Genomic DNA, 14,582 nt, shown 5'->3' on the forward strand with positions numbered 1-14,582 from the left:
AATGTGCGTATTGCAACCTGCCGCGTGTGCCATGGCCCAGAAGACGTCCGCGACCCCACTCCTCCGGCAGACCACCGGTCCGGGCGCCGATCCCGCCGCCTTCCACCCCGGTCACGGCGCCGCCACGCTGCCGACGCCCACACTGCCTCCGCAGTCGCCTCTAAAAGGCGACCCCTCTCCCGGCCCGCACGACGACGATCACCCCACCCCGCATCGCTACCGCACGATCTGGCTCTCCGATATCCATCTCGGCACCAATGGCTGTCAGGCGAACTATCTGCTCGACTTCCTGCGCCATAACGAGTCGGAGTACCTGTACCTCGTCGGCGACATCATCGACGGCTGGCAGCTGCGCAAGGGCTGGTACTGGCCGCAGGCGCACAACGACGTCGTGCAGAAGGTCCTGCGCAAGGCGCGCAAGGGCACTCACGTGGTCTACATCCCGGGCAACCACGACGAGGGCGCGCGCCAGTTCTGCGATCTCGCATTCGGCGACATCCACGTGCGCGAGGAAGCCTTTCACACGACGCTCACCGGCAAACGCCTGTGGGTCGTGCACGGCGATCTCTTCGACGGCGTGATCCAGCATGCCAAGTGGCTCGCCTATCTCGGCGATTCGGCCTACACGCTGATCCTGCTGCTCAACCGCTGGTTCAACCGCGTACGCGCGAAGCTCGGCTTCCAGTACTGGTCGCTCTCGCAGTACCTCAAGCATCAGGTCAAGAACGCGGTGAACTTCATCTCCTCGTTCGAGCGCGTGATGACCGACGAAGCGCGCCGCCGCGGCTGCGACGGCGTCGTCTGCGGTCATATCCACAAGGCCGAGATCCGCGACATCGACGGCATGCTGTACTGCAACGACGGCGACTGGGTGGAGAGCCTCTCGGCGCTCGTCGAAACCTTCGAGGGCGAATTGCGCATCATCTACTGGACCGTCATGCAGGCGCCGCAGGCACAGCGCACAACGCGCAAGGCGCGCGTGAGCGCCTGAACGCCTGAGCCGCACAACACGGGCATCGCCCGCGACGGACGACACCAACCGACATTTCGAAGGCCGACGACCAATGAAAGTAATGATCGTGACCGATGCATGGGAGCCGCAGGTCAACGGCGTGGTAAGGACCCTGAAGAACACGACGCGCGAGCTGACTGCGCTCGGCCATCAGGTCGATCTGCTCACGCCGCTCGAATTCCGCACGATCCCGTGCCCGACCTATCCCGAGATCCGCCTTTCGCTGTTTCCGAAGCGTCATTTGCGCTCGCGCATCGACGCGTTCGGCCCCGACGCGCTGCATATCGCAACCGAAGGCCCGCTCGGCCTCGGCGCGCGCGCCTACGCGATCGAGCACAACCTGCCCTTCACGACGGCCTATCACACGCGCTTTCCCGAATACGTGCAGGCGCGCTTCGGCATTCCGCTTTCGGCGACGTATCGCTTCCTGCACTGGTTCCACAAGCGCTCGCTCGCGGTGATGGCGCCGACGCCCGTCGTCAAGTCGGACCTCGAACAATTCGGCTTCACGAACGTCGTGCTGTGGACGCGCGGCGTCGATCTCGACATCTTCCAGCCGATGGAATCGAAGGTCCTGAACACCGCGCGGCCGATCTTCCTGTATGTGGGCCGCGTCGCGGTGGAAAAGAACGTCGAGGCGTTTCTCAAGCTCGACCTGCCGGGCTCGAAATGGGTCTGCGGCGAGGGTCCCGCACTCGCCGAACTGAAATCGCGCTACCCGCAGGCGAACTACCTCGGCGTGCTGAGCCAGCCCGAGCTGGCGAAGGTCTACGCCGCCGCCGACGTATTCGTGTTTCCGAGCCGCACTGACACCTTCGGCCTCGTGCTGCTCGAAGCGCTCGCGTGCGGTACGCCGGTTGCCGCATATCCGGTCACGGGCCCGATCGACGTGCTCGGCGCGGGCCAGGCGGGCGCGATGAACGAGGATCTGCGCGAAGCCTGCCTCGAAGCGCTCAAGATCGACCGCACGACGGCACGCGAATGGGCCGAGCGCTTCTCCTGGCGCGCGGCGTCCGAGCAGTTCGCGTCGCACCTGAAGCCGCGTGCGCCTGCGACGATGCACGAATCGAGCGCCACGGCCTGAGCGGCCCCGGCCCCTGGCAACGTTTAGCGACGTTTAGCGAAAACCGGATCGACCGTGCGCATGCCGACCGACGACAACGAGAAAGCCCGGCCTGCCGGTGCGCCTCAGGCACCCCACGCGGCCCGCAGCGGTTCGCCGTCTGCCGCCGCAGCGGACCCGCCTGAGGCGGGCTCGCTCGTTACGGCGCCCCGGACAGCGTACGAAGCGTACGATAGGGGCGCGCCTACCCGCCTCGCCATGCCTCTACGCTCACCCTCACCCTCGCGCTCCGCCCAGCCATCGGCCGTCACGGCGCCGCAGCGGCGCATTGCGACGCCGCTGGACGACACGCCCCAGTCGCCGCTCTCATACCACGACGCCGCCGAGCCCGCCGATCCGCACGAGCCCCGCGAACCGCTCGGCCCCGACGATCCGCTTGCGCCCCCGTTCAATCCGTACAAGGGCAATCGCGGCATCACGCGCGCCTGGCATGCGCTGAAGAACTCGATAGAGGGCTTTCGCGTGGCGATCCGCGAGGAAAGCGCGTTTCGTCAGGAACTGACGCTCGCGGCCATTCTCTTGCCGATCGGCATCGTCGTGCCCGTGGAGCCGGTGGCGCGCGTGCTGCTGCTCGGGTCGGTCATGCTGGTGTTGATCGTCGAGCTGATTAATTCGAGCATCGAAAACGCCATCGACCGCATCGGGCTCGAGCGCAACGAGCTTTCGCGGCGCGCCAAGGATCTCGGCAGCGCAGCCGTCACCGTGGCGCTCGCCGTATGCGTGATGACGTGGGGACTGATCCTCGTGCCGCTTTTCGGTCCGCCGCTCCTGCGCTGGCTCGGCTCGCTGTAAGTTCCGCCGTCTCCCGGGCGCATCCGCACCCGTAACGCACCGGGCCCGCGTCAAGCCGCGGGCCGCGGGCCGCTGGCCTCGCCCGTGCCGTCCAGATCGCCGGTTTATAATCCCCGGACAGTCTTACAAATCAGAGACCAACCGAGTCCGGGCATTTGACGCAGCGGCAAACCAACGGCAGCGCGCAAGCCCGGCACCCACAGGGCCGGACGACATGGAAGCCAAACCCCCCCGCCGTACGCGCGAGCGGATTCTCGAGTTGTCGCTCAAGCTGTTCAACGAAATCGGCGAGCCGAACGTCACGACGACGACGATCGCCGAGGAAATGGAAATCAGTCCAGGCAACCTGTACTACCACTTCCGCAACAAAGACGACATCATCAACAGCATCTTCAGCCAGTTCGAGCAGGAGATCGGCCGTCGTCTGCGCTTTCCCGACGACCATCGCGCCACCATCGACGAAATGTGGGCCTACCTGCAGTACATGGTCGATTTCACGTGGCGCTACCGGTTTCTCTACCGCGACCTGAACGATCTGCTCGCGCGCAACCGCACGCTGGAAATGCACTTCAAGCAGATCATCAGCCACAAGGTGCACTTCGCGAAGCAGTTCTGCGAGCAGCTCGTGGAAGACGGCGAGATGGTGGCGACGCCCGCCGAGATCGCGGTGACCGCGACCAACATCGGCGTGATCGCCACGTACTGGCTCTCGTACCAGTTCGTGATGAACCCGCGCAAATACAACGACCAGGGCGCGATTCGCGACGAGCTGCACCAGGTGAGCGTGCAGATCGTCTCGCTGATGGCGCCGTATCTGCGCGGACGCGCGCGCCAGCTCTTCGACGACCTCGTATCGGGCAAGCTGCCCAAGCGCGAGTTCTACGACTACCTGCCGCCGCGCGAAGGCGCTGCCGGCACGGGTGCCGAGGCGGACGAAAAAGCGGACGAAAACAAGGATATAAGCGAATGAAAGCAGTTTGCGTCTATTGCGGGTCATCGTTCGGCGTGAACCCCGTCTACGCCGCAGCCGCGAAGGCGTTCGGCCGTGCGCTCGTCGCGGCGAACCTCGGGCTCGTCTATGGCGGCGGCAAGGTGGGCCTGATGGGCGTGATCGCCGACACCGTGATGGCCGAAGGCGGCCGCGCGATCGGCGTGATCCCCGAATTGCTGCTGAACAAGGAAGTCGGCCACGAAGGCCTCTCCGAGCTGCATGTCGTGCCCGACATGCATCAGCGCAAGAAAATGATGGCCGATCTGTCCGATGCGTTCGTCGCGCTCCCGGGCGGCGTGGGCACGCTCGAAGAGCTGTTCGAGGTCTACACGTGGGCGCAGCTCGGCTATCACCACAAGCCGGTCGGCGTGCTCAACATCGACGGCTTCTACGATCCGCTCATCGCGCTGCTCAATCACACCGTGAGCGAAGGCTTCATGCGGCAGACGTACCTCGATCTGCTCCAGATCGACACCGATCCGGCCGCGCTGATCGCGAAGATCGGCCGCTACCATGCGCCCGCGGCGGACAAATGGGCCGACATGCGCGAAAACGTCTGACTTTCGTAACTGCGACGGAGAAACGCTGATGAGCAAGGTCGTCCTGATCACTGGCGCGAGCCGCGGCATTGGCCGGGCAACCGCGCGGCTGCTCGGCGCGCGCGGCTGGACCGTCGGCGTCAACTATCAGCACAACGAACCCGCCGCGCAGGAAACCGCGGCGGAAGTCGGTCGCGCGGGCGGCCACGCGCGCGTGCTGCGCGGCGACGTGTCGAACGAAGCCGATGTAATCGCGATGTTCGACACGCTCGAAAGCGCCTACGGGCGCATCGACGCGCTCGTCAACAACGCGGGCATCGTCGCGCCTTCGTCGCCGCTCGCCGACATGAGCGCCGAGCGCCTCGCGCGCATGTTCGACGTGAACGTCTACGGCGCGTTTCTGTGCGCGCGCGAAGCGGCGCGACGCATGTCGAAGGACCGTGGCGGCGACGGCGGCGCGATTGTGAACGTGTCGTCGGCGGCGGCGCGGCTCGGGTCGCCCAACGAGTACATCGATTACGCATCGTCCAAGGGCGCCATCGACACGATGACGATCGGCCTCGCGAAAGAACTGGGCCCGCAGGGTGTGCGCGTGAACGCCGTGCGCCCCGGCCTCATCGACACCGACATTCACGCGAGCGGCGGACGTCCCGAGCGCGCGGCGGTGCTCGGCGTGCAGACGCCGCTCGGGCGTCCGGGCTGCGCCGACGAGGTGGCCGAAGCGATTGTGTGGCTGTTGAGCGATGCCGCGTCGTACGTGACCGGCGCGCTCCTCGACGTGAGCGGCGGTCGCTGAGCCGCCCCCCAATCTCAGCGACCGGCAGCAACCGGCGGCAATCGCAGCAATCGCAGCAATCGCCCGAAGCTAGAACGACGACCCCGGCTCGCGCAGAAACGCAAGTTCTGCGTCGCTCGACGCGCGGCCCAGCAGCGCGTTGCGATGCGGAAAGCGCCCGAAACGTGCAATGACATCGGCATGCCGCACGGCGTAGTCGTAATACCCTTCCCCATCCGGATCCGAAGCCAGTTCGCCAAAGAGGCGCACCGATTCGCGCTGCGCGTCCATCGATTCCGCATGCTCGAACGGCAGATACGCGAAGACGCGGTGATAGTGCGTCGGCAGCGTGCGGTCAGCGCCGCTCGCCACGAGCTGGCGCGCGAGTGCGAGCGCGCGCTCGTCGGCGGCAAACGCCCGCGGCGTGCCGCGATAGCTGTTGCGCGAGAACTGGTCCAGCACGATCACGAGGGCCAGGGCGCCTTCGGTGCTCGCGCCCCAGGCGTCGAGTTCGCCCGCGCACGCCGCATCGAGCAGCGCGCCGAAGCGCTCGCGCAACTGCGCATCGAACGCATCGTCCTTGCGGAACCACATCTTGCGCGCCGTGCCGTATTCCGGCGAGCCGGGCTCGCCGAACCAGAAGTCCAGCACGTCCCGAGCGTCCGGTGCTTTCCGTGCTTCAGACATGGCGGCCGTCATGCGAGCGCCAGCACGAGACGGCGCGTGCGCGCACTCTTCTTCTCCAGCTTCGCCACGGCGAGCGCACCGATCTCCGCCGTGTTGCGCACGTGCGTGCCGCCGCACGGCTGCAAATCCACGTTCTCGATGCGCAACAGCCGCACGCGGCCAAGGCCCACCGGCGGCTTCACGCTCATCGTGCGCACGAGTTCGGGGCGCGCTGCCATTTCTTCGTCGGTGATCCATTCGGTCGCGACCGCATGCGCGCCCGTCACCAGCTCGGCGAGCCGCGCCTCGATCATGTCGCGCTCGATCGGCTCGACCGTCGCAAAGTCGAGGCGCGCGTAGTCGGCCGTGATGCTGCAACCGTCGACGGCATACGGCAGCACCGCGCACATCAGATGGCTCGCCGTGTGCAGCCGCATATGCCGGTAACGCCGCCCCCAGTCGATTTCCGCCCGCACCGGCTCGCCCGTGCGCAGACGCGCGAGCAGCGCCTCCTGGCCCGCTGCGGGCACGTGCAGCGCGTCGTCGGGCGTGGCGCCTTCGAACTTCGCCTTGCGCGTGTCGGCGATCTCGATGCGCGTGCCATCCGCCAGCACCAGCGCGCCGGTGTCGCCCGCCTGGCCGCCGCCGAGCGGATAGAACACCGTCTGGTCGAGCCGCACGCCGTCCTCGCCCACCGCGACGATTGCCGCGTCGCAGTGCGTCAGATAAGCGTCCTCGCGAAACAACGCCCGGGTAGTCGTCATGCCGAGTCTCTCCTCCTGATTCTGTCGAACCGCCATTATGGGCGGCGTCCGGCGCATCCGGTAAGCCAGCCTGCGCGCCTCGCGAACCGGACTGTACCGGTCCGCTGGCCAGTCCGCTTGTCGTCGGCTTTTTGTCCGCTTTTCGTCCGCTGTTCGTCCGCATCGCAACGCCGAAGCCGGCGCCATCGACGCCCTTTCACCGGCTAGCGCCGGTTGACCATCCAGTCGGCGGTATCGAAGAGCGAGCTGACGAGGCGCTCGCGCAGCGGTTCGGCCACGCCGATGTCCTCCATCGCCAACGCCATGCAGCGCACCCACTGGTCGCGTTCCGACGACGCAATCGCGAACGGCAGATGCCGCGCGCGCAGGCGCGGGTGGCCGAAGCGCTCGATATAGTGGTCGGGGCCGCCGAGCCAGCCGCACAAGAACCAGAAGAGCTTGTCGCGCGAACTGTCGAGCGTGGGCGGATGCATCGCACGAATGCCCACGAAGTCGGCTTCGAGGTCCATCAGGTCGTAGAAGCGGTCGACGAGTTCGCGCACGCGCGCCTCGCCGCCGATGAGTTCGAAGGCCGTGGGCTGCTGCGGCGCTTCGTCGGCTGGATCGGTCATACGGATAGTCGGATGCAATAACGTTGGACGTGGACCGGCAATGCTTAAACCGGGCCGTGGCTGCGATTCTCGCACAGCGGCATCCTGCCGCACTGCGGTGCGAACCTGGCCGCGTCCTCGGCCTGCCCTACCAGCGTTCAGGCGTCGCGCAGCGACTGCAGCGCGGGCCGCGCCAGCACGTGCCGCAGGCTGATCCAGCCGCCGACGCCCGCGCACGCCACGCCCGCCGCGATACCCGCCGGGATGAGCCACGGATCGAACGGCAGATAGAAGTTGAACACGTACGTCGCGAGCACCGAGCCCACCGCCTGTGCGCCGATGGCCGCCATGAGCCCGGCCAGTGCGCCCACGGCGACGAACTCGGCCACCTGCACCCCACGCACCTGCCGGTGCGACGCGCCCAGCGCGCGCAGCAGCGCGGATTCGTGCATGCGCTCGTCGCGCGTGCCCGCGAGCGCCGTATAGAGCACCAGCACGCCCGCCGCCAGCGTGAAAAGAAACAGAAACTGCACGGCGCCGATCACCTGCTCGAGCACGTGCTGGATCTGCGCGAGAATCGGCGCGATATCGACTGCCGTCACGTTCGGATACTCAGCCACGAGGCTATCCACCACGCTGCGCTGCGCATCGGCCAGATGGAAGCTCGTGATGTAGGTGGCCGGAAAATCGCGCAGCAGCGCGGGCGGCATCAGCACGAAGAAGTTCACCTTGAACGAACCCCAGTCGAGCTTGCGCACGCTCGTAACCGGCGCGCTCACTTCGAGGCCCGTCACGTCGAACTTGAGCACGTCGCCGGGCTTCACGCCGATCAGCTTCGCCAGCCCCGCTTCGATCGATAGCTCCGGCGTGGTCGTGTCGCCGTACCACGCGCCAGCGGTAATGCGGTTGTCGCCGGGCAGCTGCGTCGTGTACGAGAGGTTGAATTCGCGGTCGACGAGCCGCCGCGCGTCGGCACTCTTGTAGTGCTCGGGGTTCACCGGCTTGCCGTTGATCGACAGGAGCCGCCCGCGCACCATCGGGGCCAGTTCGACATCCTCAATGCCGTGCGAGCGCAGCCACGCGGCCACGGCGTCATGCTGGCCGGGCTGGATGTCGATGAGGAATTCGTTCGGCGCATCGGGCGGCGTCGATTTGCGCCAGCCTTCCACCAGGTCGTTGCGCGTCATCGCGATCAGCAGCAGGCACATGAGACCGATGGCGAGCGCCGTGATCTGCAGCGAACTCGCGCCCGGACGACGCTCCAGCGACGCCAGCGCATAGCGCCAGCCGACGCCCGCGCGCACCAGCGCGCCGAACCGCCCGCTGCGCGACACGCGCGCCGCCCCCCAGAGCGCGAGCCGCGCGATGCCGGCGAACACGACGAGCCCGAGCGCGAAGCCGCCCGCGACGATGCCGCCGAGCTTCAGCTCGCCCGCCGCGATGATCAGCAGTCCGGCGAAAAGCGCGATGCCGACGCCGTACGCGGCCCATGCCGTGCGGCTCGCCTCGCCCCACTCGCGCCGCAGCACGCGCACCGGCGACACATGCGTGAGCGGCAAGAGCGGCGGCAACGCGAAGCCGAGCAGCAGCACGAGCCCCGCCGCGATGCCTTCGAGCGCGGGCAGCAGGCCTGGACGCGGCAGCACGACATTGATGAGATTGCCGAGCCACGCCAGCAGCGCGAGATGCCCCGCATAACCGAGCGCGACGCCCACCAGGCCGCCCGCGAGCCCGAGCCCTGCGAATTCGAGGATAAAAAGCGTCCGGAGCGTGCGCTGGCTCGCGCCGAGGCAACGCATGGCCGCGCAGCTGTCGAGATGGCGGCGCGTGTAGCGGTGCGCGGCCATCGCGATTGCGACCGCCGCAAGCAGCGCGGTGAGCAGCGAGACGAGCGTGAGGAAGTGGCGTGCGCGGTCGAGCGTCTCGCGCACCTGCGGCTGGCCGTCGTGCAGCGATTCGAGGGCGACGCCGCGCATCTGGCCGTCGTCGACGCGCGCATGCGCCCAGGCGGCGAACTGCGCGACGGCGGGATCGGCGCCCGCGACGAGCAGCCGGTACGTCACACGGCTGCCGTAGGTGATGAGGCCGGTGGCGGCGACTTCGTCGGCGCGCATCATCAGGCGCGGCGAGAAGTTGACGAACGAAAAGCCGCGGTCGAGTTCGCGGGTGATGACGGCGCCCACCGTGAAGCTGCTCGCGCCCACTTTCACGGTGCTGCCGATGTGGAGCTTGAGCGCGTCCATCAGTTCGCCGTCGACCCAGACCGTGCCGGGCGGCGGGATGCCCCGCGCCTCGCGATCGGGCGCGCCGGGCGCGGGCGCGGGTGCGGGCGCGGGTGTGGACGCGGGTGTGGACGCAATACGCAGTGCGCCGCGCAGCGGATAGCCCTCGGAGACAGCCTTGACGGCCGCCAGCCGCGTGAGCGGCCGCCCGTTCGCGCCAGCCGCGCCGACCATGCTCGGGAAGATGACCGTGCTCGCCGTGGAGAGCGCGAGCGAGTGCGCTTCGTGCGCGAACATCGGATCGACGGGATGATCGGCGCGGACGATGAAATCGGCGGCGATCATGCGCCGCGCATCGCGCTCGAGGCCGCGCTCGAGGCGGTCGGCGAGGAACGCCACGCTCGCGAGCGCCGCGACCGCCAGCGCGAGCGCCACGAGCAGCATCGTCAGTTCGCCCGCGCGCCAGTCGCGCGCCGTCATGCGCGCAGCGAGCCGCACGAGATCGAAACCGCCGGGCGTGGCGCGAGGCCTGCCGCCGCCGTTGCCGCTGCTACCCTGGGCGGGCTTGTCGAGAGTTGAAGAACGCGCGGCGCCGCTCAATCGTGTCGGCTCCGCAACGACAGGCGCGAGACCATGTGCATGGCCATGCCGCGAAAGCCGCCCTGCACGCCGCGCCACAGCCGCGGCAGCGCCCAGGCGGCCACGGACAGGAACGCCACCAGCATCACGAGGAACAGGATCGGGACGAAGAATGCCATCAGCACGCCGACGAAGGTCATGCCGTCCTCGGCACTCGACGTGACGACGTTCGAGACCGGCTCCGGCGACAGGTTGATGAGCGCGCGCGTACCGGCCTTGGCGAGATGCGCGGTGCCCGCGAGCGTGCCGCCCGCGAGCGCGGCAATCGTGAGGACGGCCGGATCGGCGTGCCCCATCGCGCCCGCTGCGAGCACGGCGCCGGCCGGAATGCGAATGAAGGTATGAACCGCGTCCCAGAGCGAATCGAACGCGGGAATCTTGTCGGCGAGGAATTCGAGCAGGGTAAGCGCGGCGGCGACGCCGATCACCCAGGGCGAAGCGAGCATCGAAAGGGTGTCGGGCAGATGGATCAGGCCGAGGCGCTGCATGACGCCCGCCATGAGCACGGTGAGGTAGAGGCGCAACCCGCTGCCCCACGAAAGTCCCGCTGCTAGCGAAAGTGGTTCCAGCATGGCTGCCTCCTCGCAGCGGCGTTGGCCACACACCGGCTCACCGCCTGGGCAAGTACTGCGCCGCCCGGTACCGCGGTCCTGCCAGGCCCCTCGGGGGGCGGCGCTTGCCGCATCGCCGGAACATCATCGGTGCATGAGCGGTGCATGATCGGTGCGTTTCAGGGTACGGCGGGGTACGGAGCGATACGAGATTCGGGGTTCAGTATTCGCGATACGACCGCTTCATTATAGACACGCACGTTGCGGCACAGCACTGTCGTCTGTCATTGCACGCCCACGAGCCGGTAGCCGACGCCGGTCTCCGTGACGATATGTTCGGGCTGCGCCGGGTCGCGTTCGAGTTTCTGGCGCAGATGCGCCATGTAGATCCGCAGATAGTGGCTGCTCTCCACGTGCGACGGTCCCCAGACTTCGCGCAGCAATTGCCGGTGCGTGAGCACGCGGCCCGCATCGCGCACGAGCGTGGCGAGCAGCCGGTATTCGATGGGCGTGAGATGCACCGGCGCGCCGTCGCGCGTGACGGTGCGCAGGCCGAGATCGACGGTCACGGGGCCGAAGCTCACCTGCGGCGCCTCGTTGGCGCCGCCGCGATTGCGCCGCCGCAGATGCGCGCGAATCCGCGCGAGCAGTTCGGAGACGCCGAACGGCTTCGTGAGGTAGTCGTCCGCCCCGGCGTCGAGCGCGGCAACCTTCTCGCTTTCCTGCGTGCGCGCCGACAGCACGATGACCGGCAGATCGCTCCAGCCGCGCAGTTCGCGGATCACGTCAAGGCCGTCGCTATCGGGCAGGCCGAGGTCGACGATCACGAGATCGGGCTTGCGCGTGGCCGCTTCGACGAGGCCCTGCTTGCCGGTCTCGGCGTCGTGGACGACGATCCCCTCGCCCTCCAGCGACACGCGCACGAAGCGGCGAATCTGCTTTTCGTCTTCGATCAGAACAACGGCGACGCTCGGATCACTCATGGGACGGTTTCGAATCGGCTGGTTTCGCGGGTGGGTTCGCGGCTGGGTTCGCGGCTGGGGCTTGCGCCGCCGCTTCGTCGCCGGCGGCGTCGGTCTCGACACCTTCATCGGCATCGGTGTCGACATCATCGGTATCGGCATCATCAGGCAGCGGCGGCGGCGACTCCACCGGCAGCGCGAACCAGAACGATGCGCCTTGCACGCGGCCTTCGGCATCGATCCGATTCGCGGCGCCGATTGTACCGCCGTGCGCCTCGACAATCGCCCGGCAGATCGCGAGCCCCAGGCCAATGCCCGGCTTCGCCGACTCCTTCTCGCCGCGCGTAAATTTCTCGAAGACCCGTTCGCCCATGCCGGGCGGCAGGCCCGGCCCGCTGTCGTCGATCGTCACGCGCACGAACGGCTGGCCGCCCATCTCCACGCGGCGCGCGCCGATGGCGAGCGGCGTGTCGGGCGGCGTGTACTTCGCGGCGTTTTCGAGCAGATTCGAGAAAAGCCGCTCCATCAGCACGGCGTCGAGCTGCAGGAGCGGCAGCCCGGCTTCGAGCGCCACCTGCACCGGATGGTGCGCCAGCACCCGCCGGCACGCCGCGAGCGCCGCGCCCACCGTCTCTTCGAGCAGCGTCCACTGGCGGTTCAGCTTGAGGCTGCCCGCCTGCAGCCGCGCCATGTCGAGCAGGTTCGTGACGATGCCGGTCATGCGCAGCGCCTCGTCGTGGATCGCGTCGATCAGTTCCTCCGAGCGCGCGTCGGCAGGCGCATCGGGCACCTGCTTTTGCGCGAGCATCGACGAGAACCCGACGATTGCCGTCAGCGGCGTGCGCAGATCGTGCGAGATGGCCGACAGGAGCGAATTGCGCAGCCGCTCCGACTCCATGTTGACGAGCGCGTCGCGTGCGATATCGACGTAGTGCACGCGCTCCAGCGCAAGCGCGATCTGCGCGGCGAACGCATCGAACATGCGTTGCTGCTCGGGCACCTGCAACTGGCGCGCATCGCGCGTGACGACGGCGAGCACGCCGCGCGTGCGCATCGGCGCCTTGAGCGGCTGATAGCGCGCAGCCGCCGCGGGCAGCGTGTCGGTGCCGCGGCCAGCGGGTTTTTGCTGGTCGTAGACCCACTGGCCCACGTCGAGATCGAGCTGCGCCGCGTCGAGCATGATCTGCGGATCGGGTTCCTCGATCTTCTGCTGCACCTTGTCCACGCTGTCCGGCAGCAAGATCGCGACGCGCGCGCCGAACACCTCGCTCACGTGGCGCAGGCCGATCGCCACGATCTGCTCGGTCGTGAGCGCCGCGGCCAGTTCGCGCGCCATCGCGTACATCGCGCCCGTGCGCTGCTCACGCCGCTGCGCGACACTCGCTTCGCGGCGCATGCTCGACGTGAGGTGGCTGATGACGAGCGACGTGAGCAACATGCCGACGAAGGTCAGCAGGTACTGCGTATCGGTCACGGAGAGCGACATGCGCGGCGGCACGAAGAAGAAGTCGAACGCCGCGACGCTCGCGAACGAGAGCAACACGCCAGGGCCTCGGCCGAGCTTCGTCGCCGTGAAGATCACGCCGAGCAGATACAGCATGACGAGATTGGTGAGGTCGATGCGGTCGATCAACTGGCTCGCGACCAGCGTGACGCACGCACAGATCACGAGCGCCGCCGCATAGGCGCGCGGCGGCGAGCGGTGGCCGCTCGTTGCCGCCATCGCGTCGCGCCAGGCGTTGGCGGCGCGCGCCGCGGCGCCCTCGCCCTGCGACTCGCGCGCGGTGGCGCCCGTGGTGCCCGCCTCGCCCGCCATGGCGCGCACGAGCGTGAGATCGACGTCGCCCGCCTTTTCGGCGAGCCGCTCGCCGAACGGCCGGCGCAGCCAGCGTGAAATGCCCATCCGCAACGATCCGCCCGCGACGAGCTTCGACACGTTGCGCAGCCGGGCGTAACCCACGAGCATCGTCGCCGCGTCCTCGCCCGCGAGCGTCACGGTCTCCGCGCCCATCTCGGCGGCGAGTTTCAGCGCGCCGAGCGTGCGTTCGCGAATCGCATCGGGCAGGCGCTGGAGTTTCGGCGTTTCGACGTAGACGGCGATCCAGTCGGCCTTCAGGCTCGTCGCGAGCCGCGCCGCCGCGCGCACGAGCGCGCTCGCCTCGGGACCGGGCCCGATGCACACGAGCAGCCGCTCGCGCGCCTGCCAGACGTGCTGGATCGAGCGGTCGGCGCGGTACTCGCGCATCTGCGCGTCGACGCGGTCGGCCGTGCGGCGCAGCGCCAGTTCGCGCAGCGCGATCAGGTTGCCCTTGCGAAAGAAGTTGCGCACCGCCCGCTCGGCCTGCGCGGGCATGTACACCTTGCCGTCGCGCATGCGGTCGAGCAGCTCTTCGGCGGGCAGGTCGACAAGCGTCACTTCGTCGGCGTGGTCGAACACGCGGTCGGGCACCGTCTCCCAGACGCGGATGCCCGTGATCTGACCGACCACGTCATTGAGGCTTTCGAGGTGCTGGACATTGAGTGTCGTGTAGACATCGATGCCCGCGTCGAGCAGCTCGTAGACGTCCTGCCAGCGCTTGAGGTGACGCGCTCCCGGCACGTTCGAATGCGCGAGTTCGTCGACGAGGATCAGTTGCGGCTTGCGCGCGAGCGCGGCGTCGAGATCGAACTCGGCGATCTGGCGGCCCCGGTAGGCGATCTGCGCGCGCGGCAGCACATCGAAGCCATCGATGAGCGCGGCGGTCTCGCTGCGCCCGTGCGTCTCGACAATGCCGACGACGACGTCGATGCCCTCCTCCGCGCGGCGGCGCGCGGCCTGCAGCATCGCATAGGTCTTGCCGACGCCCGCCGACGCGCCGAAGAAAATCTTCAGCTTGCCGCGGCGGCGTTTTTCCTCGTCGCGCTGGAGGCGATCGAGCAGTTCGTCGGGATCGGGGCGGTTCATGCAGACCGGGTC

The 14,582-nt window shown here is 68.1% G+C and carries 13 protein-coding genes; 6 read left to right on the plus strand and 7 right to left on the minus strand.

Annotation, left to right across the window (positions count from 1 at the left end; translation table 11 throughout):
* The first annotated feature begins 31 nt into the window (after window positions 1–31).
* From Q0L30_RS07360 to Q0L30_RS07385, 6 genes are all read left to right on the plus strand, one after another.
* Window positions 32–991 (plus strand): UDP-2,3-diacylglucosamine diphosphatase, encoded by a 960-nt coding sequence (locus Q0L30_RS07360; protein ID WP_296653382.1) that lies wholly within the window; start codon window positions 32–34, stop codon window positions 989–991.
* Window positions 992–1,064: 73 nt separating this feature from the next.
* Window positions 1,065–2,096 (plus strand): glycosyltransferase family 1 protein, encoded by a 1,032-nt coding sequence (locus Q0L30_RS07365; protein WP_296653246.1) that lies wholly within the window; start codon window positions 1,065–1,067, stop codon window positions 2,094–2,096.
* Window positions 2,097–2,333: 237 nt separating this feature from the next.
* Window positions 2,334–2,927, plus strand: coding sequence for a diacylglycerol kinase (locus tag Q0L30_RS07370; protein ID WP_296653249.1), 594 nt, complete (start codon window positions 2,334–2,336; stop codon window positions 2,925–2,927).
* Between the two features lie 214 nt (window positions 2,928–3,141).
* Entirely contained in the window at window positions 3,142–3,897 is a 756-nt protein-coding gene (locus tag Q0L30_RS07375) for a TetR/AcrR family transcriptional regulator (protein WP_296653252.1), read from the plus strand.
* Window positions 3,894–4,478 carry a TIGR00730 family Rossman fold protein gene (locus Q0L30_RS07380; protein ID WP_296653255.1) on the plus strand — a complete coding sequence of 195 codons (585 nt, stop codon included), beginning with the start codon at window positions 3,894–3,896 and terminating at the stop codon, window positions 4,476–4,478. Before Q0L30_RS07375 ends, Q0L30_RS07380 begins: the two co-directional genes overlap by 4 nt.
* 28 nt (window positions 4,479–4,506) lie before the next feature.
* Window positions 4,507–5,253, plus strand: a complete 747-nt coding sequence (locus Q0L30_RS07385; protein WP_296653257.1) for an SDR family oxidoreductase — start codon at window positions 4,507–4,509, stop codon at window positions 5,251–5,253.
* A gap of 69 nt (window positions 5,254–5,322) precedes the next feature.
* On the opposite strand, the gene Q0L30_RS07390 is transcribed toward Q0L30_RS07385, so the two are convergent.
* The 7 genes from Q0L30_RS07390 to Q0L30_RS07420 form a co-directional block, all read right to left on the minus strand.
* Window positions 5,323–5,919 (minus strand): DUF924 family protein, encoded by a 597-nt coding sequence (locus Q0L30_RS07390; protein WP_296653259.1) that lies wholly within the window; start codon window positions 5,917–5,919, stop codon window positions 5,323–5,325.
* An 8-nt stretch (window positions 5,920–5,927) separates the two neighbouring features.
* Entirely contained in the window at window positions 5,928–6,662 is a 735-nt protein-coding gene (locus Q0L30_RS07395) for an alanyl-tRNA editing protein (RefSeq protein ID WP_296653262.1), read from the minus strand.
* 203 nt (window positions 6,663–6,865) lie between these two features.
* Window positions 6,866–7,273 (minus strand): group II truncated hemoglobin, encoded by a 408-nt coding sequence (locus Q0L30_RS07400; RefSeq protein WP_296653265.1) that lies wholly within the window; start codon window positions 7,271–7,273, stop codon window positions 6,866–6,868.
* Window positions 7,274–7,410: 137 nt separating this feature from the next.
* Entirely contained in the window at window positions 7,411–9,954 is a 2,544-nt protein-coding gene (locus tag Q0L30_RS07405; RefSeq protein ID WP_296653384.1) for an FtsX-like permease family protein, read from the minus strand.
* A gap of 116 nt (window positions 9,955–10,070) precedes the next feature.
* On the minus strand, window positions 10,071–10,685 hold the full coding sequence (locus Q0L30_RS07410; protein WP_296653267.1) for a DUF4126 domain-containing protein: 615 nt from the start codon (window positions 10,683–10,685) through the stop codon (window positions 10,071–10,073).
* 263 nt (window positions 10,686–10,948) lie between these two features.
* On the minus strand, window positions 10,949–11,647 hold the full coding sequence (kdpE, locus tag Q0L30_RS07415) for a two-component system response regulator KdpE (RefSeq protein WP_296653271.1): 699 nt from the start codon (window positions 11,645–11,647) through the stop codon (window positions 10,949–10,951).
* On the minus strand, window positions 11,640–14,570 hold the full coding sequence (locus tag Q0L30_RS07420) for a DUF4118 domain-containing protein (protein ID WP_296653274.1): 2,931 nt from the start codon (window positions 14,568–14,570) through the stop codon (window positions 11,640–11,642). The genes kdpE and Q0L30_RS07420 overlap by 8 nt, the downstream gene beginning before the upstream one ends.
* Between the last annotated feature and the right edge of the window lie 12 nt (window positions 14,571–14,582).

The sequence above is a fragment of the Paraburkholderia sp. genome, assembly GCF_024281035.1.
Taxonomy (GTDB): Bacteria; Pseudomonadota; Gammaproteobacteria; order Burkholderiales; family Burkholderiaceae; genus Paraburkholderia.

Excerpts from the sequence above, each read along its gene's own strand:
- Q0L30_RS07360 (WP_296653382.1), top strand. The coding sequence starts at position 32 with ATGGCCCAGAAGACGTCCGCGACCCCACTCCTCCGGCAGACCACCGGT.
- Q0L30_RS07365 (WP_296653246.1), top strand. The coding sequence starts at position 1,065 with ATGAAAGTAATGATCGTGACCGATGCATGGGAGCCGCAGGTCAACGGC.
- Q0L30_RS07370 (WP_296653249.1), top strand. The coding sequence starts at position 2,334 with ATGCCTCTACGCTCACCCTCACCCTCGCGCTCCGCCCAGCCATCGGCC.
- Q0L30_RS07375 (WP_296653252.1), top strand. The coding sequence starts at position 3,142 with ATGGAAGCCAAACCCCCCCGCCGTACGCGCGAGCGGATTCTCGAGTTG.
- Q0L30_RS07380 (WP_296653255.1), top strand. The coding sequence starts at position 3,894 with ATGAAAGCAGTTTGCGTCTATTGCGGGTCATCGTTCGGCGTGAACCCC.
- Q0L30_RS07385 (WP_296653257.1), top strand. The coding sequence starts at position 4,507 with ATGAGCAAGGTCGTCCTGATCACTGGCGCGAGCCGCGGCATTGGCCGG.
- Q0L30_RS07390 (WP_296653259.1), bottom strand. The coding sequence starts at position 5,919 with ATGTCTGAAGCACGGAAAGCACCGGACGCTCGGGACGTGCTGGACTTC.
- Q0L30_RS07395 (WP_296653262.1), bottom strand. The coding sequence starts at position 6,662 with ATGACGACTACCCGGGCGTTGTTTCGCGAGGACGCTTATCTGACGCAC.
- Q0L30_RS07400 (WP_296653265.1), bottom strand. The coding sequence starts at position 7,273 with ATGACCGATCCAGCCGACGAAGCGCCGCAGCAGCCCACGGCCTTCGAA.
- Q0L30_RS07405 (WP_296653384.1), bottom strand. The coding sequence starts at position 9,954 with ATGACGGCGCGCGACTGGCGCGCGGGCGAACTGACGATGCTGCTCGTG.
- Q0L30_RS07410 (WP_296653267.1), bottom strand. The coding sequence starts at position 10,685 with ATGCTGGAACCACTTTCGCTAGCAGCGGGACTTTCGTGGGGCAGCGGG.
- kdpE (WP_296653271.1), bottom strand. The coding sequence starts at position 11,647 with ATGAGTGATCCGAGCGTCGCCGTTGTTCTGATCGAAGACGAAAAGCAG.
- Q0L30_RS07420 (WP_296653274.1), bottom strand. The coding sequence starts at position 14,570 with ATGAACCGCCCCGATCCCGACGAACTGCTCGATCGCCTCCAGCGCGAC.